Genomic DNA, 20221 nt, shown 5'->3' on the forward strand with positions numbered 1-20221 from the left:
AAATGATGTTTACAAGTCGAGTAACAGACATATTAAAAATTGAGTATCCTGTTGTTCAAGCCGGTATGGCAGGCGCGATTACGACGCCAGAACTCGTTGCAGCAGTAAGTAATAGCGGAGGATTAGGGACGCTTGGGGCGGGCTATATGAGCCCAGAACAAATTGGTGAAGCGATTTATAGAATAAGAGAACTAACAGATAAGCCTTTCGGTGTTAATTTACTTGTAACGAAAGAGATAGAAATAGAAGAAGAGAAGGTAGATGAGGCGAAAGTATTACTAAGCGGAGTGAATAGAGAATTAGGTATAGAAGTAGAAGGAACGTTAAAGCTTCCAAAAAGCTATAAGGAACAATTACAAGTGCTATTAGATGAAAAAGTACCGGTCGTTAGCTTTGCATTTCAAACGTTAGAAAAAGAAGAAATAAATGATTTAAAAAGAAGTGGAATAAAAGTTATCGGAACAGCTACCCATGTGAAGGAAGCGAAAGTACTTGCTGAGCTAGGAGTAGATATTATTATTGGGCAAGGTAGCGAAGCAGGAGGGCATAGAGGAACGTTTATTGGGAAAGAACGAGATGCTATGATTGGTACGTTTGCGTTAATACCTCAGTTAGTAGGGGCTGTTCCGCATATCCCAATTGTCGCAGCAGGTGGTGTAATGAACGGACAAGGGCTTGTTGCGGCATTGGCACTAGGAGCAGAAGGTGTTCAAATGGGATCAGCCTTTTTAACAAGTGAAGAGAGTATTACGCACGATGTGTATAAAGAAGCGGTTTTACATAGTACAGATACGAGCACAACTGTAACTCGTGCGTTTTCCGGGAAATATGCACGCGGTATTCGGAATGAATTTATAGAGAGACATGAAGGAAAAGAAGAAGGGCTTCCGGTATATCCAGTGCAAAACGTATTAACTTCTAAAATACGCCAAGAGGCAGCGAAGCAAAATAAGGAAGAATATATGTCACTTTGGGCAGGGCAGGCAGCATCATTGGCACGAATCGAATCAGCTCAGCATGTAGTGGAGCGAGTTATGAAAGAAGCGGCGAATGCAATCGAGCAATTACAAAATATATACAAAAAGACCACTTGAGTAATTCAAGCGGTCTTTTCGTTAGTTTGCTTTATAAAATTGTTGGATGGCTTCGTCGATGTAAACCCAGCCTTTCCAACCTAAGTGCATATGATCTTTTAAGAAGTATTTATCGTATTCATGATTTGAGAAGTCGGCAATTGGATAACCAGCTTTTTCAATTTGCTCATGAACTTTCTTATAGTATGCTTCGCGGCGTTCTTTCGGGAAGCCAGCGTAGTCGTACCAAGGACCTTTGACAGGAACAGAAATGAAGAGTGGTTTTGCACCAGATTGTTTTAATAAATCAAGTACAATTTGTAAATCTTCATATTCTGGCGATTGGTCATAAGCATCATTTTTTAAGTAACCTTCACGTTGCTTTAATTTTTTCTTAATTTTGCTATTGAAGTAACCATCTTCGATACCATATTCATTAGATCTAGATTCTGCTGCACCTGTTTGATCCGCATGTTTACGAGCCTCTTCCCAGTTCATTTGTTTTAATGAAGAATCGAGCTTCTCTTTGTGCGGTTTAATATTAAACATAGCTGTAAATAAATCTTTACGATCTAAAATGTTACGGTAAATATAAGCGAAAGGTTTAGCAGCAAGTGCTTTTACTTTATACTTCGTATCATCATAAGCGATACCTTCAAGCGAAATTTTTAATAAAGTTTCTTTTTTTACAATCTCAAAGTTTAATAAACGCTTTGCAATTTGTTTTTTCATTTCAGGTTTTAAATCATTGTTGAAAATGAAGTGGTAACCTTGTTGTTTTGAAAAGTTAGGTGCAAAGTGCGTTTCGTCAATACCTTGTGGTACAAACCATTGCGGAGAAAGAACGAATACCATTTTCTTATCTTTCAATTGATCCATTGTAGATGCGAAGTTTAATACATGTACAAGGTCTTGTGTTCCGCCGCGTCCAAGAAGGAATGGCGTAAATCCTTCAGGCTTTACTTTAAAATAATTAGATGGATGGAAAGCATCCATACGTGCGAATTCCGATGAACCGTACATCGGAAGATATTTTGGATCTGCTAACATCTTTTGCTGTAAAATCATACTTTGAATTTTTTCTTCTTTTAAAGAAGTAGCAGCTTGTTCTACTTTTTCATCACTTAAAAGTGGAAGTAGGAAGCGCGTTGGAATAAGTAAGAATACAGCAAAAAGGGCCAATGCTAAAAGCATCGGACCAAATTTTGCTTTGTTCATCGGATTTCTTCCAACTTTTTAATAACCATGTTTGGTGTAGCCCACTCGTCACGGTCAAAATCAGAAATAGAAACTTCAATATCTAAACGCTCTTGGAATTCAACTAATAAAGATACTACAGCGAAAGAATCAAGGATACCTTCTTCAAATAATTGAACATCTAAGTTTTCTTTCACAATATCGTTTTCACATACTTCTTCTAAAATATCTAATACTTGCTCTTTGAATTCTGCCATTTTTAAAATCTCCTTTATATCCGAAATTATTATATGTGCAACTTCTTAATGGAATAAGAAGGGTGCATTAAAAGTATCTGTTAAGGTGTCCAGAGAAGATTAGGAAACCGAAACATACAACGTGGAACGTAATTACAATCGCAAGGATGTGTGTAAATTTATTGTTTGGCCAAAACTTATGCTTCTTGTTTTTTCGTTCGAAAATATCGAATAAAATAAACAGTGCGGCATGGTATAGACCATAAATAACATACTGCGCAACAGCGCTTCCTTGGATGTGCCAAATTCCCATAATGAAGAAGTTTAAAAATGCCCCGATATACGAAATAGTGTAACGGTTCTTAATTAACTTTTTCTTCGTTGCAAAAAAGACGAAACGCATGTAAATAAAATCACGGAACCAGAATGATAAACTCATGTGCCAGCGGTTCCAGAAGTCTTTAATATTACGACTAAGGAATGGCTTATTGAAGTTTTCTGGCGTTTTAATTCCCATCATGTAACTTACACCAATTACAAAAGAGCTATAACCAGCAAAATCAAAGAATAGATATAAGCTATAGCTATACATGTAAATCATATTTGAAAATATTGTATCGTGTTGAGCGAATGCTGGATCCATACAATATTGCTTTATTAAGTAAGCAATAATAAATTTATACAAGAAACCTTGGAAAATACGATTTAGTCCTGTATATAGTAAATTTTGATATTCTTCAGCGCTAGGTGGCTTTTGAATATCTTTTTGGAATCTTCGGTAACGATCGATAGGTCCTGTTGAAATCGCAGGGAAGAATAAAACGAATTCCCAGAAGTTAAAGAAAGAAAGCTCTTTAATTAAACCATCACGAACTTCAAATACCATTTGAACTGCTCTGAATGTTACGTAAGATATACCTAGGAAAACAACAAGTTTTAACTCAGGTAAAAACGATGCAAACGGCGCGATTTTTGCCAAAATAAGAGGCAAAATCGATAAAATAACAGCTATGCAAAATGTGAATGTACTATTATTTTGTTTTCTTAAAATTAAATAGCCTTTAATAAGGACATATTGCCAAATAATAAATGCAGCTAGCATCATTGCTTGCTTTGGTTTATCTGAGAAGATAATAGCAAGCATGACTAATGTTAAAACGGCATTATATTTGCGCAACATTTTACCTTTTAATCCAGCTATGATAGTAGGTATTAATAAAATGCCCACTATAGCGAAAAAATAAAATGATCCATATGCGGTCATGCTGTAACCTCACTCAATAATTTTTTGCGATCTACCTTTCCATTTGGTGTCATTGGAATAGAAGATTGATACATGAATTTACGTGGAATCATGTAGTTTGGTAATCGCTCATTGAGTTCTTTTTTGATTGCAGATGTTAATTTGAATTCTTTTTCAAACGAATGCTCCCCAGGAACAACAACCGCTAATAAATAATCGTATTTCTCACCTTTTTTAATTGGAACGATAACTGCTCCTTCTACGTAAGAACACGCACGAAGGTGATGCTCAATTTCTTCTAATTCCATTCGATAACCATGCAGCTTAATTTGGAAATCAAGACGACCATTATAGAATAGAAGACCATTTTCAACATAGCCAGCATCGCCTGTTTTATAGGCGCGCTCACCGTCAATCATAGTAAATGCTTTTTCTGTTAATTCAGGGCTTCCTAAATATCCAACGCTTACGCTTGGACCGACAATTACGATTTCACCTTTTTCACCATCAGGTGCGATCGTGCCATCTTCTTTCATAATAAGAAGGCGACAGTCTGATTTACAATAGCCAACTGGAAGTGATTTGTATTGATCAAGCACTTCTTCTGTAACGTGAATACCTGTTACAGCGACAGTAGCTTCTGTTGGACCATACGTATTCATAATTGTTGCTTTAGGGAAACGCTCAATTAATTTTCTAGCTACTTCATTTGGTAACACTTCACCGCAGAATAAGAATGTTTTCATGTTCGGTAGCATACTCTCAGAGAAAGATGCTTCCATTAAACACATTTCAGCGAAAGAAGGTGTGGAAGTCCATACTTGAATATCCGATTGCTCTAAAGAAGCAAACAAGTCTTTTGGACGCGCAATCATATCTTTATCGATTGCCCAAAGTGTACCACCTGTTACTAATGATGGGTAAATATCCATTACAGATAAATCAAATGAGAAAGGTGCTTGGTTTAAGAATACTTGCCCTGTTTGTAAGTTGAAATCTTCTACAGCCCATTTTGTAAAGCTAACAAGGCAGTTATAAGTAATCTGAACCCCTTTCGGATTACCTGTGCTTCCTGATGTGTAAATAATGTAGAAGTTCTCATCACCTTTTACCGCATGTTCAGGATTTGGAGTGTTCCCTTTATGAGTAAAGAAAATATCTTTTAAGTTGTCTTCACTTACGATGCGAACTGGTAAATCAGTTACAGTTACTGCTGTTGCCGATAAAAGTAATTTCGCACCAGAATTTTCAGCAATACGTTGTACACGATCAGCTGGGATAGATAAATCTACAGGAATGTAAGCATGTCCAGCTTTTACACATCCTAAAAAGTTAATAATCATTTCAGGTTGCATATGGCCATACACCATAATTGGTGAACGATCGTCTGGATACTCAGAAGAAATCCAATGTGCCAACGCATCAGAATCTTCCTTTAATTGTTTGTACGTAATTTTCGCATCTCGCCAAACAAAAGCGGTTTGATCAGGCGTTTCTGCAGCCCACTTTTCAATTTGTTCTAATAACTTCATAACGTTCCCACCCTAGAATTCATTGTAAATAAATGTACTTGTGTTTGTATCATGGAATCCATACAACCAAAGTAATGCAAATAAAATTGCAAGATAATAAACCGTCTTTGCAACCCATTGTGTGAGTGGTCGAGACCATATCTCTTTTAATCTTTCCATGTCTTTCCCTCTCTTAATGAAATAATAGCTCTTTGTAGGTATCATGTCCTACATTATTGTGAAAAAAACAAAATCCCACATTTTAGGTAAAAATAAGTCAAAAGGCTCTTTTTTGATATTAGCACTAAATACTAAAAAAGAAAATCCCTAACTTAGCAATTATATTACATTCAGCATGAATTTGTAATGGGTTTGACATGTAAATAGAAAGTGGATTGTGTGAATACATAAAAGTGGACTATAAGAATACGTAAAAATACAGTGTTTGTTTTTATTAATCATTTAAGACGGAGTAAACTTTTAAATTTCTAGTTCTTTTGAAAAGGAGGAAATTATCATGAATAGAGTGTGGAAGAATCTAATTTCGGAAGAAAATATCGTGAAATGGAGAAGGCATTTCCATAAGTATCCGGAATTATCATTTCATGAAAAAGAAACTTCGCAATTTATATATGATACATTATGCTCATTTTCTTCTTTTGAAGTAACGAGACCGACGAAGTATAGTGTACTAGCAATTAAAAGAGGTGTGAAGCAAGGGAAAGTAATTGCGATTCGAGCTGATATAGACGCTTTGCCAATTCAAGAGGAGACAAGTAAATCTTATACATCTGTGAATAAAGGAATGATGCATGCATGTGGGCACGATGCTCACGCAGCTATTTTATTAAGTACAGCAGAGGTGTTATCAAATATAAAGGAAGATTTTGCAGGTGAGATTCGTCTATTCTTTCAGCACGCAGAAGAGGTGTATCCCGGTGGGGGACAAGAAATGGTTGAGGCAGGTGTAATGGACGGTGTTGATTATGTAATAGGTTTACATGTTATGTCAGGACTTGAGAGTGGAAAGATAGGAATTGCATATGGACCGATGATGGCAGCTCCAGACGTATTTACAGTTGAGATTCAAGGCAAAGGAGGACATGCGGCGCGACCAGAAGAAACGATAGATCCTATTGCTATCGGAGCACAGATTATTACAAATCTACAACATATCGTATCAAGAAATACAAGTGCTTTTATGCAAAGGGTTGTTTCAGTTACACAATTTCATGGGGGAACGGCTGACAATATTATTCCTAGTACAGCAACTTTAATGGGAACTGTTCGTTCATTTAATCAAGCATTGAGGGTGGAAGCAGAAGGGAAAATCGAGAAAATTGTGAAAGGAATTACAGAAGCACATGGAGGATCGTATACATATACGTATCGATATGGATATGATCCGGTTATTAATGATGAATATATTACGAAAATAGTAGAAGAAAGTGCACTACATTTGTTTGGGAATGAGCGTGTTGTGAAGCTTGAACCTTCTATGGGTGGAGAAGATTTTTCAGCATATTTAAGAAAAGCACCTGGTTGTTTCATTAAATTAGGAACAGGTAATGAAAATATATATACTTGTTATCCACATCATCATCCGAAATTTGACGTGGATGAATCAGCATTAATTTGTGGAGTGGAGCTATTTTTAGAGACGACTATAAGATTACTAAAATTATAGAAAAACAAAAAAAGGCAACTGCACTCTATTGCAGTTGCTTTTATTTCTTTCCGTCAGAGAGGGCTGAGAAAGAACTATGCTCATTCATAGTATATGAATAGCTAACGGACAAGCTTGTACATTTTAATCATTTTTTTTAAAATAGTTATTGACATTGATAATCAATGTCAATTAATCTAAATATAGTTGAAATTGATAATTATTATCAATAGGATGGATGCGACATGTTAATGAGAAAGAATTTTCACCTTCTGCGGAGGGGATTAAAAGATAAAAATAAAGATGTTGATCAGCATATGGAATGGCAAAGAAATGTAATTCGGTCTGAATATGTAGATGAGAAGAAGAGCATTCAAACAGAAAAAGAGATACAAAGTAAAGGGAGAGGTTCAGTTGAGTAAGTTAGTAATGATTTTTGCAAGTATGAGTGGAAATACAGAGGAAATGGCTGACCATATTGCCGGCGTAATTCGTGAAACAGAAAATGAAATTGAAGTTATTGATATTATGGATTCACCAGAAGCTTCTATATTAGAACAGTATGATGGAATTATTTTAGGTGCATACACTTGGGGAGATGGCGATCTTCCTGATGATTTCTTAGATTTTTATGATGCAATGGATTCTATTGATTTAACTGGGAAAAAAGCGGCAGTATTCGGATCATGTGATTCGGCTTATCCGAAATACGGAGTGGCAGTTGACATTTTAATAGAAAAGCTACAAGAGCGCGGGGCAGCAGTTGTGTTAGAAGGACTAAAAGTAGAATTAACGCCAGAAGATGAAGATGTAGAAAAATGTTTACAGTTTGGAGCTGAATTTGTAAAACACCTTTCTTAATGGCAGAAGGGAGATGAAGAGCAAGTGCATGAGAAAATCTCAATCAAAACGATGACAGATTATCATTTGTATGATTTTATGCGTTGTCCGCATAAATTTTATTTTCGTCACATAAAAAGAAGAGAACCTTCTTCATTTGAATGGCAACAAATAGCACAAATGATTGTCAATCAAATTATTAACGAGTATTACACGCTACCTGCGGGTCAACAAACGAAAATTGTACTTTTAATATTAATAGAAAAGTATTGGAAAAAAGTAAGGATTAATATGTTTGCTTCGAAGACGGAATACTATATTGTATTAGCGAAGCTAACGGATCACTTATTACAGTTCGTTGAAAAGGATGATAGTCAGACACCACCATTGTTTTTATACGAGAAGTTTCAAACATATATGGAAGAGTTAGGTGTCCACATGTCATTGACATTTGAAGTTGGTGAGTGGAGTGCTGAGTCGTTTGTAATTAAAAAGTATGTTGTCGATGCAGATGAGGAAATGCTTGCTCTTTGTCAGAAGCTAATGACAGTATTCAGTTATAAAGCTTTCGGAGTTCTTCCAGGAAAAATTGAAGTTATTAATTTAATAGAAGGAACTAAGTATGAGTACATTCCGAAACAGGAAGATATTATAACTGGAATGGCTGATTTATCTAGAATGAAAGAAATGTTAGAGCAACCTGAGCATTATACAGAGCGTCATTTTCGTTCTGAGTGTATAAGTTGTGCGTTTCGTAGTGAATGCCAAGGGGAAGAAGTAAAGACAGAAGCGAAACAGAAGAAAAATATAGTTCATTAAAGGATGCAACTTTGCATCCTTTTTTGTTATTGACATGAAAAGCTTTTCATCATTTACGGTATATTTGTAGCAGATTTTAATAAAGTGAAACTTTAATCAGTGGGGGTTTTGTCAATCACCCACTGATTATCAGCCCTCATTAATCGGGCTACCCACAAATCAGAATAAAGGGAGGAATAATCAATGAAAGATGAAACAAAAGTATTTCAATGGTTAAAAGAACAAAATGCTCCTTTTGAAATTCAACTGCAAATTTTACAGGCGTTTCAATTGTATAAAGTTATTGTTGAAATGGATAAAAAGTTAATGATGTATGAGGAGAGAGTATATAGGGAGAGAATGTAATCTCATCCCTGTAATATCGTTTTTAGCTGTTCTGTGCCTGTAATGAATTCGAGTTCATTCTCTGACTCAAAATTATAAATAATATTATGTAGTAAAGGACTGTATTGATAAAAGGTAGTAATACGATGAATGAGTAATGGATCATGATGAGAAATAAGTGTACTGTACTGTTCATATACAGATGTAGTAAACTCATGTCCGAAATCATAATATAGTCCTGCAAAATCAAAAGCAGGATCGCCAATTTGCGCATCACCAAAATCGATAACACCTGAAATGCTTTTGTTATGCTTGTTAAATAAAATGTGATGATGAGTAAAATCAGCGTGAATGATTGTGTTTTGAAAAGTGGATGTAGCTAAACATGCAAAGAAATTTTCAAATAAGCGATTTAAGGCTAGTTTCTGTAATGAAGTAAGGCTAGTAGTGAGATATTGGTTTAATTTTGTTTGTAGCTCTTTCCAGTAGGTACATGTTTTTTCAATAGGGAAACATAGCGTTGTAACTTGGTGTAAAGGAATACTATGTAGTACCGCAAGGAAAGTAGCTAATTGTGTAATAATTGCTTTCAGCTTTGGATCCTCCAGCGTGGCAACTGTTTCTGTTTTTAATGGTTCACCATGAATGAGAGTATAGTAACTACAAAGAGGAACCTCATCAGATTCATTTTTATAAATTAGGTGATATTGTGGAACTTCGATTTCTTGTAGTGATTGAGTGAGAATTGCGCATAGTTCTTTTTCTAACGGAATTCGCATCGCATATTCCTGTTTTCGCGGGAAACGAAACAGTAGCTCATCATTTACTATAACTGCTACATTATCCCATCCTTCTTCATTTTGTTTATATGAATGTATAGAAAGATTAGGCAAAGCTTCTTTTATATAATGTTTGTAAGAGTCCATAATTGTTCCTCGTTTCTGAGTTAAGTTATTCTATTTTATGATATCAGAATTTTCTTTCTATATGTTAAAATATATCTATTATTATGAAGAAGGGCGGGAGTATTACGAAAAAAAGACTGTTAATCATTTCTCTATGTATCGCTTTTGTATTGTTTTGGTCATATAAAGAGGAGGTTTTTGCTACCTTTAAACCGATTGATCAGTACGAGTTAAATAAGGAGTTAAAGAACAAAAGTATAGAAAACTTAACTCATAATGAAATGAAAAAGGTAGGAGAGCATTTTGTGACCGAGCAACTATCAGTGTTTGGGTCTACTAATAAAGAAGATGTGAAACGAAAAGGTGAAGAACTATTTTTAAATAGAGGGTATGAACAATTAATGGGAAATTATTATCCAAATCGTTTTCAAGATTTAGAGTATAAATTTACAAACGAGGAGATACGTGAAGAGACCAATGAGAGTTTTCTTTATCAAGCTGTAGCGTACGTTGCGGGTACTGAAAATGGTAAGAGTAAGAGAAGCGAAATGAAATTGAATTATGAAGTGAAAATTGTAAAGGTTAATAATATATTTATGGTGCTAGAACAAAAGCAGCGCGTACAATAAAGGAAATTCATTGCTCAATAGAACATTTGAGGGTGTATTACTTAATGCGGAATAAAAAGACCCTTAAGGAATAAAGGGCCTTTAAAGATTTTCATTTTGTTGACCAAGTTCTTTTTGAGCAATATATAAATTCCCTTGCTCGACTTGTTTAAGAGTATGAACAGAATCTCCTGCATATCCTTTTTGTGTTTTAACAGTTCTTTTTGAACGATTGGAATCTTGTTTCTTCATATAATAGGCCACCTTTCATCAAAAATAAACGAAAATGATAAGTATGAGTAATACAGCAGCGAAAATGGTAATGCCCATTAAAAACGAAGTGTTTTTATATTTAGGTGGCTTATGTACATCTTGCCGATATCCAGGTGAAATTTCAGGGGCAAATTCTTCATCGAATGATTGCTTTTTTTCTTTGTCGTCCATATGTACCCACCTTTCTTTTTCATTATATTATACGTTACAAGAAAAAATATGCATAAAGAAAACAGCCGCTTTATTATTAGCGGCTGTTTTGTGTTGTATATTTTCGTTGTACTTGAAAGAGACGGATAAGTAGGAAGGCAGCGCCAAATGCTAGACCGATAATAAGACCGATCCAATAGCCTTTCGCGGCCCATTCTGTATACGTCGCTAATATGTAACCTAGTGGTAGACCTATTATCCAATAAGCAATTAAAGTCATAATTAGAGCAACATTTACATCTTTATAACCACGCAAAGCTCCTTGTACAGGGGTTGCAATTGCATCTGAAATTTGAAATAAAATTGCAAAGATAAGAAATTCTTTTGCTAAATGATGAACTTTTGCATCTGTCGTATAAATAGAAGCAATTTGATCATCAAAGAAGTAGAGAAGAATCGAATATAATAAAGCAAAGGCAAGGGCTAATCCAATTCCAATCAGTCCGTATTGTTTTGCATTATCGTAACGTTTTGCTCCAACTTCGAATCCAACCGCAATAGTCATTGCCATTGCTAAACTTAGCGGAGTCATATATAACAAGGAAGCAAAGTTCATAGCTGCTTGGTGAGCTGCAATAGTTGTCGTACTAAAATTACTCATCATGAGCGTTACCGCAGCGAAAATACTCGTTTCAAAAAAGATAGCAAATCCGATAGGGACGCCAAGTTTTAAGAATGCTATCCAACTCGAAAGAGAAGGTCGGTATAATTGTTTGAAAATGTTGAAAGAGGCAAAAGGCTCTTTCGTCTGAATAATAATGACTGTAATAATTAAAATGCACCAATATGTTGCAGTGGAAGCAATTGCTGCTCCGACACCACCGAGCTTTGGGAAACCGAAGTTACCAAAAATTAATAGGTAATTTAATATTACATTAATTGGTAATGATAATAATGTAATAATCATCGTTGTTCGAGTTTTTCCTAATGCATCAATAAATCCACGTAAAACAGTGTAAGTGAATAAAGGTATAATTCCTATTGCGATAATACTTAAAAATTGCGCTGCAATACGTTCCACAGGTTCTTCTAAGCGCATGCCATTTAAAATAGGTGAAACGACGAAAAAACCGATGAGGATAACAACGAAGCTAGCACAAATTGCTAAATAAACTGCTTGTATGACAACGTGGGGAACGTCCTCTTTTTTCTTGGATCCAACGAGCTGTGCAACAATGGGAGTAGTAGCCATTAAAATTCCTGTTAACCCCGTACTAACTGGAATCCATATACTTGTTCCAATTGCCACACCTGCTAAATCAGTTGGACTTGCATGTCCTGACATCGTTGTATCAAAAAAACTCATCGCAAATAATGACATTTGCGTTACGAAAATCGGAAAAAATAGTAATACAAATTGCTTTAACTTTTGTGAGAATGGAGTAGTTTCTTTCATAAAATCCCCTTTCCGTATAAAAAAACAAACTCTTACTATCATACAATTTAATCAAAGATTAGAAAAGAAATACGCGCCTATAACATATGAAGCCAATAAAAAAAGGATGCACTTTGAAAAGGGATAAGGTATTATGATAAGGTGTGAAAAAATTACATATTATTTGTTATTAAGGAGGCACTACTTGTGGCTGATTGGTTAATTGGTTTAATCATGGGTGCTGTTGAAGGGTTAACAGAGTTTCTACCAGTATCATCAACAGGACATATGATTTTAACAGGACATTTAATTGGATTTGACGATGAGAGAGCGAAAGTTTTTGAAGTTGTTATCCAATTGGGATCGATTTTAGCAGTTGTTGTTATATTTTGGAAGCGTCTATGGTCGTTAGTTGGAATAGGTAAAGTAACAGACGGACCATCGTTAAATTTATTACATATTATTATCGGGATGATTCCTGCCGGGGTACTTGGCGTATTATTCCATAGCACTATTAAAGAGGTTTTATTTGGTCCAGGACCAGTTGTTATTAGCTTAGTAGCCGGTGGTATTTTAATGATTGTTGCTGAGAAGTTTTCGAAACCAAGTACAGCAAGAACGTTAGATGAAATCACATATAAACAGGCATTTACAATTGGAATGTTCCAATGTTTAGCTCTTTGGCCAGGATTTTCTCGTTCTGGTTCTACAATAAGTGGTGGTTTATTAGCTCGCGTGTCGCATACAGCGGCAGCTGAATATACGTTCATTTTAGCGGTACCGATGATGGTAGCTGCAAGTGGCTTAGATTTAATTAAAAGCTGGGATGTATTAAGCTCAGCAGATATAACGCTATTTGTAACAGGATTTGTAACTGCATTCGTTGTTGCGATGCTTGCAATTGTTTCATTCTTGAAATTATTATCTCGTGTAAAACTAACACCGTTCGCTTATTATCGTTTCATTTTAGCTGCGGTATTCTATTTCTTCATTATGTAATAAAAAAACCTGCCGAGCTCGGCAGGTTTTTATTTTACTACTTTTTCCATCATGTTTTCCATTACATGTTCCCAAAGAGAAGTATCATCAGCTAATGTAGCACGGAAATTAGCATACATTTCTTTTTGTTTTTCTTCGAAAGTTGGATCTTCTTTTTCAGGTAATGTAGCGCGCATTGAAGTTACTAATTCTTGTACTTTTGGAGCGCGTGGTCCCCAAACAGCTTGTTCATTTCCATCTTTATCAATGAAAATAAAGATTGGAATCGCACGTGCTGTTCCATTTGTTAAATATTGATCCATTAATTCTAAGTTTTCATCGCGAATTAATAAACTCATATCAATATTTGCAACTTCAGAAATTCGTTTCATAACAGGTACGCATAAAAGAGCATCGCCACACCAATCAGCAGTTAATACGATAACACGCCAGCCATCATTTTGACGTTCTTCTAATACAGGAAGTAATTCATTTGGAATTAAAAAATTATTGTAAATGTGTAGTAGCTCGTATTGGTTTACTTGCATTTCATTCACATATGTATCAAAGGACATACCTTTATCAGCCCATTGTTGTAAGTTCATAATTAACACCTCTTTAGTAAGATTTGCTTTCATTGTACCAATTTTTATATAGAAAAGCTTGTATTCTTACTCTTTCTTGTCACTTAATAATTTATTTAATAGAAAAAAGAATAGTACGACACATAATTCAGTTAAGTTGGACATTTGTACGCTTTCTATCCAATCATCAGCAGTATGAATGACGAACCAATCTAGTGTAATTTCAATGAATGAGAAAAGAGTGAGAGAAATCCAATTTGACATGTTTTGAGTCAATGGATATAGCAGCGCTTTGAAGAAACTGAAAATAAATAATGTAATACCATCTAAGAAAGTGATTAATAAAAAAAGAGAAGTAAAGCAGTACGTGAACTATACGCTATACCTGTAATTTGAAAGATTCCTACATATACAAAAAATATAAATGTAAAAACTATAATGAGAAAAAGAGCAATAATACTAATGATAATTGTTTTATCTTTTAGGCTGAGATTTGAGAACCTATCCTCCTCATGCATTAAAATACCCCTTTTTCTGGAAGTTGACTTCATTTTATCATGAAATACATATTAAAAAACTACGAATTATGGGAAAATAAGGTGACAAAAAGTAAGATTTCATGTAAAATTATTAATAAGGTTTTTATTTAACTAAATGAAATAAAAGGAGCTGTCAATGTTGTCTCAAAATCGAGAGCAATTAATGGAAGAACTATCGACAAATGTGTTTGCTATGTTTCGCACGTTGCGTAATGATATCGGAAAAATATTTGGTGGTTACATACCGTGGAATGAATTCATCGTCCTAAGAATATTAAATCGTACGAATAAAGAAATGGTATCGCGTGTAGCAAATGAATTAAATGTGTCGAATAGTCATATTACAGCTGTTACAGAAAAATTAATTAATAAGGGTTTTGTAACTCGTTCACGTTCTACATCAGATCGCCGAGTTGTGTATTTAGAGATTACAGAACAAGGGAAAGATTTAGTTGCGAAAATGGAAGATGCGAAAAAACAATATTTACAAGAAAGATTCTCTGCACTTTCAGAAGATGAAATGAATGTAATGATTTCAATTTCCAAAAAACTTATTTAAGTGATTATAAACAAGAAAACGCTTACGTGATAAAATAGAAGGTCTTCCTTATAGATGGGAGATCTTCTTTCGTGTGTAATAGATGTTAATAAATAAAATGTGTATGAAAAAAGATAGAGCGCCATACTACTAATACAAGGAAGGAGGGAGAAATATGACGAATCGTAACGGTAGTAAAGGGAGCGGTAATCAAGGATCACCAAAGTCCGGCCAGTTTAATCAGGAATTTAGCACTGAATTTGAAACTGGTAATGATAATAAAGGGAAAGAATATCGTTCTAAAAAAGGGAGTAAATCAAAAAAGGAGTGAAATAATTCACTCCTTTTTTGATTTACGATGCTGCCGATTGATCCGTATTATATTTTTCTTCTGATTTTGCGACAATCATTGCGCAAATTGCATCACCAGAAATGTTTACAGCTGTTCTAGACATATCTAGAATACGGTCAATACCGATAATTAAAGCGATACCTTCTACTGGTAGATTTACTTGATTTAAAACCATTGTAAGCATTACAAGTCCAACACCAGGTACACCAGCAGTACCGATACTAGCTAGTACAGCAGTTAATACGACCATAGCTAATTGCGGTAATGTAAGTTCAACTCCGTATACTTGAGCGATAAATACAGTGGCTACTCCTTGCATAATGGCAGTACCATCCATATTAATAGTTGCCCCTAGTGGTTGTACAAATGAGCTTATCGCTTTTGGAACGCCAAGCTTATCTTGTGCTGTTTTCATTGCAAATGGAAGCGATGCATTAGAGCTAGATGTACTGAATCCAATTGCCATTACTGGTCCGAAATGTTTAAAGAAACGAACAATACTTTCTTTTGCTAATACCTTTAATAAGCCGCCATATACAAAGACCCCGTGAATAATGAGTACTAACATAACGACAATCATATACTTGAACATCGCAGCGACGCCTGCAAGCCCCATTTTACCAACGGATGAAGCGAGCAAACCGAATGTTCCAATTGGGGCTAATTTCATAACGAGATTAACAAGATACATCATTAATTCGTTGCCCTGTTCAAGTAATGAATGGATACCTTGAACTCGTTTTCCTAAAATAGCTATACCGAGTCCAATCAATACGGCAAAGGCAATGATTTGTAACATGTTTCCGTCAGCCATCGCTTTTGCTGGGTTATCTGGTACGATATTTAGCAATGTGTCGACGAAAGATGTTTCAGTTTTTGCACCTTCATACTTAAGACCTTCTGTTTTAAAATTACCGCCAGCTCCTGGTTTTATAATAAGTGCAAATGTAACCGCTATAGAGATGGCAACCGCAGTTGTTACGAGAAAGAATGAAATTGATTTTAAACCGATTCTTCCAAGTTGTTTCGGATCTCCAAGGCCGGCAGCACCAAGTACGATAGAAATGAACACAACAGGAACAACTAGCATTTTAATAAGTCGAATAAACAATTGACCAATTGGGTTGAACACATATTGATTTAGTGGCTCAAAGATAGATGGAGCAGCTAAATTTAGAGTGAGTCCAACAACTAGACCTAGAAATAATGCGATTAAGATTGCTTTTGTTTGTTTCAATAAAATCCCCCCTTTTGTTTTTGCGAAATTTCTTTCTAACAGTAATTATACCGAAAAAATACCTAATTTGACAATATTTTCTGAATTTTTTCATTTTTGTTTAAGTGTAGATAGACCGATTTTGTGTTTGGAAAATAAAATAGACCATCACATAGGATGGTCAAGGGAAGGGGACAATTTATGTCAATTTAATTAGGGATGGAAGTTGCTTTAAGACACTGGGGAATGCCTTATAAATTAGGGAGGAACAACTTCGATACATATACTATAAAAGATAGGTGTGACTCTCATGTGAACATAGGGTGAAAGAGAGGGGGAGTTTTAAATAAAAGATAGAAAGACAAAAAAATAAGACCATCATATATAAGATGGTCAAGGAAGGGGACAATTTATGTCAATTTAATTAGGGATGGAAGCTGTTCAAAGACACTGGGGAATGTCTTATAAATTAGGGAGGAACAACTTCGATACATATACTATAAAAGGTAGATGTGACCTCTGTGTGAACATAGAGTGAAAGAGAGGGGGAGTTTTAAATAAAAGATAGAAAGACAAAAAAATAAGACCATCATATATAAGATGGTCAAGGAAGGGGACAATTTATGTCAATTTAATTAGGGATGGAAGCTGTTCAAAGACACTGGGGAATGTCTTATAAATTAGGGAGGAACAACTTCGATACATATACTATAAAAGGTGGATGTGACCTCTGTGTGAATATAGAGTGAAAGAGAGAGGGAGTTTTAAATAAAATGAAAATTTAATGAGTGTTTTTTGTTCATCCCCTGTTGATTATTAGCCTTAACCAATCGGGCGTTTATTGCCCACAAATAGCGGAATAAAAGATAGAGAAAACAAAAAAATAAGACCATCATATATAAGATGGTCAAGGAAGGGGACAATTTATGTCAATTTAATTAGGGATGGAAGCTATTCAAAGACACTGGGGAATGTCTTATAAATTAGGGAGGAACAGCTTCGATACATATACTATAAAAGGTGGATGTGACCTCTATGTGAACATAGAGTGAAAGATATGGGGATTTGAAAAATAGTACATATGAAATTGTTATTGCTAGCAATATTGAGTTAGGATATAGAGTTTTCCCAGCATAAAACGAAAAGGAATCTGAATATAAATAAAAGTTGTAATCTATGAAAAAAAGGATTATGCTCAACTATATTATGAGAATATAAGGTTTGTCCCAATTATTTAAGGGCTTTTAAAAAGCTTTTTATTGTATGAGGGGAAAGCTTCACTTTAATAAGGGAGTTAGTGATATGGACGTAACAAAAAAACAAGGGCTGTATAATCGTCTTATACGATTAAACCCACCACAAATATTAGCATTAGGCTTTTTCTGCTTAATTGTGGTTGGCGGTTTGTTATTAAAATTACCATTCGCAACGAAAGTACATATTAGTTGGGTAGATGCTTTCTTTACAGCAACGTCAGCAGCGACCGTAACTGGTTTGGGAGTAGTGGATACAGCAAGTACATTTACGATGTTTGGCGAAATTGTTATTATGTTTTTAATTCAAACAGGTGGTCTAGGTCTTATGACAATTGCCATTTTAATTGTTTGGGTACTAGGTAAAAAAATCGGATTACGCCATCGTTTATTAATTGGAGAAGCATTTAATCAAACAAATATAGGTGGTCTTGTAAAATTAGTAAAGCGTGTCTTTATATTTTCGATTTGTATTGAACTTATTGGGGTCATCTTTTTATCGTTTCGCTTTATTCCAGAGTTTGGTTTTGGAAAAGGTTTATATTATAGTATTTTTCATGTAATTGCATCTTATAATAATGCAGGATTTGCTTTATGGCCAGATAATTTAACAAGATATGTAGGGGATCCCATTATTAATATTGGGATTTGCTCTTTAATTGTAATTGGGGGACTCGGTTTTACCGTATTAATTGATATATGGTATAGCCGCAGTTTTCGAAAATTATCACTTCACTCAAAAATAATGATTATTGGAACAGTAGTGCTAAATGTTATAGCAATGATTGTAATTTTTGTATTGGAATATAATAATGTGAAGACGTTAGGGAATTTATCTTTAAATGAAAAACTATGGGCTTCCTTCTTTCAAGGTATTACTCCGCGGACAGCTGGATTTAATACGGTTGACTATGGAGGTATGGAAGAATCATCTATATTATTTACGATGATTTTAATGTTTATTGGTGCAGGAAGTGTATCGACAGGTGGAGGAATTAAATTAACGACGTTTGTTATCTTAATTACATCTGTCCTTTCTTTCTTTAGAAAAAAGGAGGAAATTGTTTTATTTCAGCGTACAATTAAAATGTCGACAGTAACGAGGGCCTTAGCGATTGCTGTTGCCAGTCAAATACTTATTTTAGCAGCGGTATTCATATTAATGCTTACAGAAAACTTCAGCTTTATTCAATTATTATTTGAGACAATATCAGCGTTTGGCACAGTCGGATTAACGATGGGAATTACTGCAAAGCTATCGGCATTCGGAAAATGTATTATTATGTTTGTTATGTTCTGCGGATTAATTGGACCATTAACACTTGTGTTCTCTTTAGCGCGACCAGCAAAACAAAAAATAAAATATCCATCGGAAGATGTGTTTACAGGATAAGGTATCCCGCGTTAAGCGAGATACCTTTTTCTTTTTTAGAACAGGGAGAACAATAGACCAATAAGTGCTACTCGGAATAAAATTGCGATAAGTGCAGCAATTCCACCGACAACTGCAGCGATACCGCCAGTTACAGTAGCTCCGCGATTATAAGCGTAAATACCGAGTAAAACAGAAACAAGACCAAATAGTGTTGGAAATGTAAATAGCGATAAGATAGATAGCGCAAGAGCGATAAAACCAGCAGTTGATCCAGCAGCGGACGATTTTACAACATCTGTATCGTCTTTATCATCGTAATCATAATCAATGCGTTGTGGTGCAACCTCAGCGGCGTACTCTTCTTTATAGTCACTATAATCACTATCTATTCTATCTTTTCTTTTATAATCATCAAATTTCTCAGTCAAAGTCATGACTCCTTTCATAACAAGGTTCAATAGTAGTATGTATCTCTTTTTCTTTTTTATCCCGCTATTTGTGGGAGTCGAGAAACGTGCACATCCCACTGATTAAAGTTTCACTATACCGGAGCATGTACAGGGAGTAGTATCTTTTAAAAGGAGGAAAATGTTTTCTTGAAATAGGAAAAGTTAGTATGACTTCCTCTATTTTGGAAAATATAAAAAGGAATAATGAGGAAAGGGTGCAATACATAATGGAACATCCAATTGAAAATTTAATGAAAACGGCAATGACAAATTTAAAAGAGATGGTAGATGTAAATACAATTGTTGGGAGCCCGGTTTCAACAGCTGACGGAAATGTAGTATTAACAGTATCTCAAGTGGCTTTTGGTTTTGGAGCTGGTGGAAGTGATTTTAAAGGGGATTTCATTACTGAAAAACATAACGGTGGGCAAAATCAGCATAAAGAGAACAAACAAGGGCATCCATTTGGAGGAGGAAGCGGGGCTGGGGTTTCCATTAGTCCAGTAGCTTTTTTAGTAGTTGGTTCTAATGGGGTGCAAGTATTACATCTCAACAGCAGTACACATTTAATTGAAAAGGCTTTAAATACTGTACCAAGCACTGTAGATAAATTTGTGAATGGTCGTCAAAAGTGAACTTGCATTTTTTAGGAATTAT

The 20221-nt window shown here is 35.0% G+C and carries 24 protein-coding genes and 1 pseudogene; 12 read left to right on the forward strand and 13 right to left on the reverse strand.

Features of this window, described 5'->3' with window-relative positions:
- Nucleotides 1-5: 5 nt before the first annotated feature.
- Nucleotides 6-1094 (forward strand): NAD(P)H-dependent flavin oxidoreductase, encoded by a 1089-nt coding sequence (locus DN399_RS06765; RefSeq protein ID WP_086389290.1) that lies wholly within the window; start codon nt 6-8, stop codon nt 1092-1094.
- A 21-nt stretch (nt 1095-1115) separates the two neighbouring features.
- Here the strand turns inward: DN399_RS06765 and dltD are convergent, their stop codons facing one another.
- From dltD to DN399_RS06790, 5 genes are all read right to left on the reverse strand, one after another.
- Nucleotides 1116-2291 (reverse strand): D-alanyl-lipoteichoic acid biosynthesis protein DltD, encoded by a 1176-nt coding sequence (gene dltD / locus DN399_RS06770; RefSeq protein ID WP_001030273.1) that lies wholly within the window; start codon nt 2289-2291, stop codon nt 1116-1118.
- Entirely contained in the window at nt 2288-2527 is a 240-nt protein-coding gene (gene dltC / locus DN399_RS06775; RefSeq protein WP_000807310.1) for a D-alanine--poly(phosphoribitol) ligase subunit DltC, read from the reverse strand. The genes dltD and dltC overlap by 4 nt, the downstream gene beginning before the upstream one ends.
- Nucleotides 2528-2594: 67 nt before the next feature.
- The gene (gene dltB, locus DN399_RS06780) at nt 2595-3770 is read right to left on the reverse strand and encodes a D-alanyl-lipoteichoic acid biosynthesis protein DltB (protein ID WP_000127958.1); all 1176 of its coding nucleotides are present in this window, start codon (nt 3768-3770) and stop codon (nt 2595-2597) included.
- Nucleotides 3767-5281, reverse strand: a complete 1515-nt coding sequence (gene dltA, locus DN399_RS06785; RefSeq protein WP_000770505.1) for a D-alanine--poly(phosphoribitol) ligase subunit DltA — start codon at nt 5279-5281, stop codon at nt 3767-3769. Before dltA ends, dltB begins: the two co-directional genes overlap by 4 nt.
- A 12-nt stretch (nt 5282-5293) precedes the next feature.
- Nucleotides 5294-5440, reverse strand: coding sequence for a teichoic acid D-Ala incorporation-associated protein DltX (locus tag DN399_RS06790; RefSeq protein WP_000440293.1), 147 nt, complete (start codon nt 5438-5440; stop codon nt 5294-5296).
- A gap of 337 nt (nt 5441-5777) precedes the next feature.
- Here DN399_RS06790 and amaA point away from each other — a divergent pair, with 337 nt between their 5' ends.
- The 5 genes from amaA (at nt 5778) to DN399_RS28020 (ending at nt 8930) form a co-directional block, all read left to right on the forward strand.
- Entirely contained in the window at nt 5778-6947 is a 1170-nt protein-coding gene (gene amaA / locus DN399_RS06795) for an N-acyl-aliphatic-L-amino acid amidohydrolase (protein ID WP_006928846.1), read from the forward strand.
- Between the two features lie 224 nt (nt 6948-7171).
- A complete protein-coding gene (locus tag DN399_RS28015; RefSeq protein WP_000929023.1) occupies nt 7172-7348 on the forward strand; it encodes a hypothetical protein in 177 nt (58 codons plus the stop codon).
- Nucleotides 7341-7787: a flavodoxin gene (locus tag DN399_RS06800; RefSeq protein WP_000041153.1), complete on the forward strand. Its 447-nt coding sequence runs from the start codon at nt 7341-7343 to the stop codon at nt 7785-7787. The genes DN399_RS28015 and DN399_RS06800 overlap by 8 nt, the downstream gene beginning before the upstream one ends.
- 24 nt (nt 7788-7811) lie before the next feature.
- A complete protein-coding gene (locus DN399_RS06805; RefSeq protein WP_000544574.1) occupies nt 7812-8585 on the forward strand; it encodes a hypothetical protein in 774 nt (257 codons plus the stop codon).
- 183 nt (nt 8586-8768) lie between these two features.
- Nucleotides 8769-8930: a hypothetical protein gene (locus DN399_RS28020; protein WP_000651086.1), complete on the forward strand. Its 162-nt coding sequence runs from the start codon at nt 8769-8771 to the stop codon at nt 8928-8930.
- Between the two features lie 2 nt (nt 8931-8932).
- Here the strand turns inward: DN399_RS28020 and DN399_RS06810 are convergent, their stop codons facing one another.
- Nucleotides 8933-9835, reverse strand: a complete 903-nt coding sequence (locus tag DN399_RS06810) for an aminoglycoside phosphotransferase family protein (protein ID WP_000378982.1) — start codon at nt 9833-9835, stop codon at nt 8933-8935.
- Nucleotides 9836-9918: 83 nt separating this feature from the next.
- On the opposite strand from DN399_RS06810, the gene DN399_RS06815 reads away from it, so the two are divergent.
- Nucleotides 9919-10443 (forward strand): hypothetical protein, encoded by a 525-nt coding sequence (locus DN399_RS06815; protein ID WP_000715254.1) that lies wholly within the window; start codon nt 9919-9921, stop codon nt 10441-10443.
- An 81-nt stretch (nt 10444-10524) separates the two neighbouring features.
- Here the strand turns inward: DN399_RS06815 and DN399_RS28025 are convergent, their stop codons facing one another.
- From DN399_RS28025 to DN399_RS06825, 3 genes are all read right to left on the reverse strand, one after another.
- A complete protein-coding gene (locus DN399_RS28025; protein ID WP_000743742.1) occupies nt 10525-10674 on the reverse strand; it encodes a hypothetical protein in 150 nt (49 codons plus the stop codon).
- 18 nt (nt 10675-10692) lie between these two features.
- Nucleotides 10693-10866, reverse strand: a complete 174-nt coding sequence (locus DN399_RS06820) for a hypothetical protein (RefSeq protein WP_000341062.1) — start codon at nt 10864-10866, stop codon at nt 10693-10695.
- A gap of 76 nt (nt 10867-10942) precedes the next feature.
- Nucleotides 10943-12301 carry an MATE family efflux transporter gene (locus DN399_RS06825; protein ID WP_149149423.1) on the reverse strand — a complete coding sequence of 453 codons (1359 nt, stop codon included), beginning with the start codon at nt 12299-12301 and terminating at the stop codon, nt 10943-10945.
- A gap of 186 nt (nt 12302-12487) precedes the next feature.
- Here DN399_RS06825 and uppP point away from each other — a divergent pair, with 186 nt between their 5' ends.
- Entirely contained in the window at nt 12488-13279 is a 792-nt protein-coding gene (uppP, locus tag DN399_RS06830; protein WP_000796256.1) for a bacitracin resistance undecaprenyl-diphosphatase, read from the forward strand.
- Nucleotides 13280-13308: 29 nt separating this feature from the next.
- Here uppP and DN399_RS06835 read toward each other — a convergent pair whose 3' ends face one another.
- On the reverse strand, nt 13309-13896 hold the full coding sequence (locus tag DN399_RS06835; RefSeq protein ID WP_002023667.1) for a thioredoxin family protein: 588 nt from the start codon (nt 13894-13896) through the stop codon (nt 13309-13311).
- Between the two features lie 33 nt (nt 13897-13929).
- Nucleotides 13930-14360: pseudogene (locus tag DN399_RS06840) on the reverse strand (regulatory YrvL family protein).
- A gap of 160 nt (nt 14361-14520) precedes the next feature.
- Between DN399_RS06840 and DN399_RS06845 the strand changes: the two are divergent.
- Together DN399_RS06845 and DN399_RS06850 are read left to right on the forward strand one after the other, a co-directional pair.
- On the forward strand, nt 14521-14940 hold the full coding sequence (locus DN399_RS06845) for a MarR family winged helix-turn-helix transcriptional regulator (protein WP_000081432.1): 420 nt from the start codon (nt 14521-14523) through the stop codon (nt 14938-14940).
- A 154-nt stretch (nt 14941-15094) separates the two neighbouring features.
- Nucleotides 15095-15250, forward strand: a complete 156-nt coding sequence (locus DN399_RS06850; protein WP_000184928.1) for a hypothetical protein — start codon at nt 15095-15097, stop codon at nt 15248-15250.
- A gap of 22 nt (nt 15251-15272) precedes the next feature.
- Here the strand turns inward: DN399_RS06850 and DN399_RS06855 are convergent, their stop codons facing one another.
- Nucleotides 15273-16508 (reverse strand): dicarboxylate/amino acid:cation symporter, encoded by a 1236-nt coding sequence (locus tag DN399_RS06855; protein ID WP_000814809.1) that lies wholly within the window; start codon nt 16506-16508, stop codon nt 15273-15275.
- A gap of 1281 nt (nt 16509-17789) precedes the next feature.
- Between DN399_RS06855 and DN399_RS06860 the strand changes: the two genes are divergently transcribed.
- Nucleotides 17790-19133 carry a TrkH family potassium uptake protein gene (locus DN399_RS06860; RefSeq protein WP_000383526.1) on the forward strand — a complete coding sequence of 448 codons (1344 nt, stop codon included), beginning with the start codon at nt 17790-17792 and terminating at the stop codon, nt 19131-19133.
- Nucleotides 19134-19168: 35 nt separating this feature from the next.
- On the opposite strand, the gene DN399_RS06865 is transcribed toward DN399_RS06860, so the two are convergent.
- The gene (locus DN399_RS06865) at nt 19169-19543 is read right to left on the reverse strand and encodes an imidazole glycerol phosphate synthase (protein WP_179953527.1); all 375 of its coding nucleotides are present in this window, start codon (nt 19541-19543) and stop codon (nt 19169-19171) included.
- A gap of 188 nt (nt 19544-19731) precedes the next feature.
- Between DN399_RS06865 and ytfJ the strand changes: the two genes are divergently transcribed.
- The gene (gene ytfJ / locus DN399_RS06870; RefSeq protein ID WP_000204234.1) at nt 19732-20199 is read left to right on the forward strand and encodes a GerW family sporulation protein; all 468 of its coding nucleotides are present in this window, start codon (nt 19732-19734) and stop codon (nt 20197-20199) included.
- Nucleotides 20200-20221 lie beyond the last annotated feature (22 nt).

It is taken from the genome of Bacillus sp. AR4-2 (assembly GCF_008274865.1).
GTDB lineage: Bacteria > Bacillota > Bacilli > Bacillales > Bacillaceae_G > Bacillus_A > Bacillus_A cereus.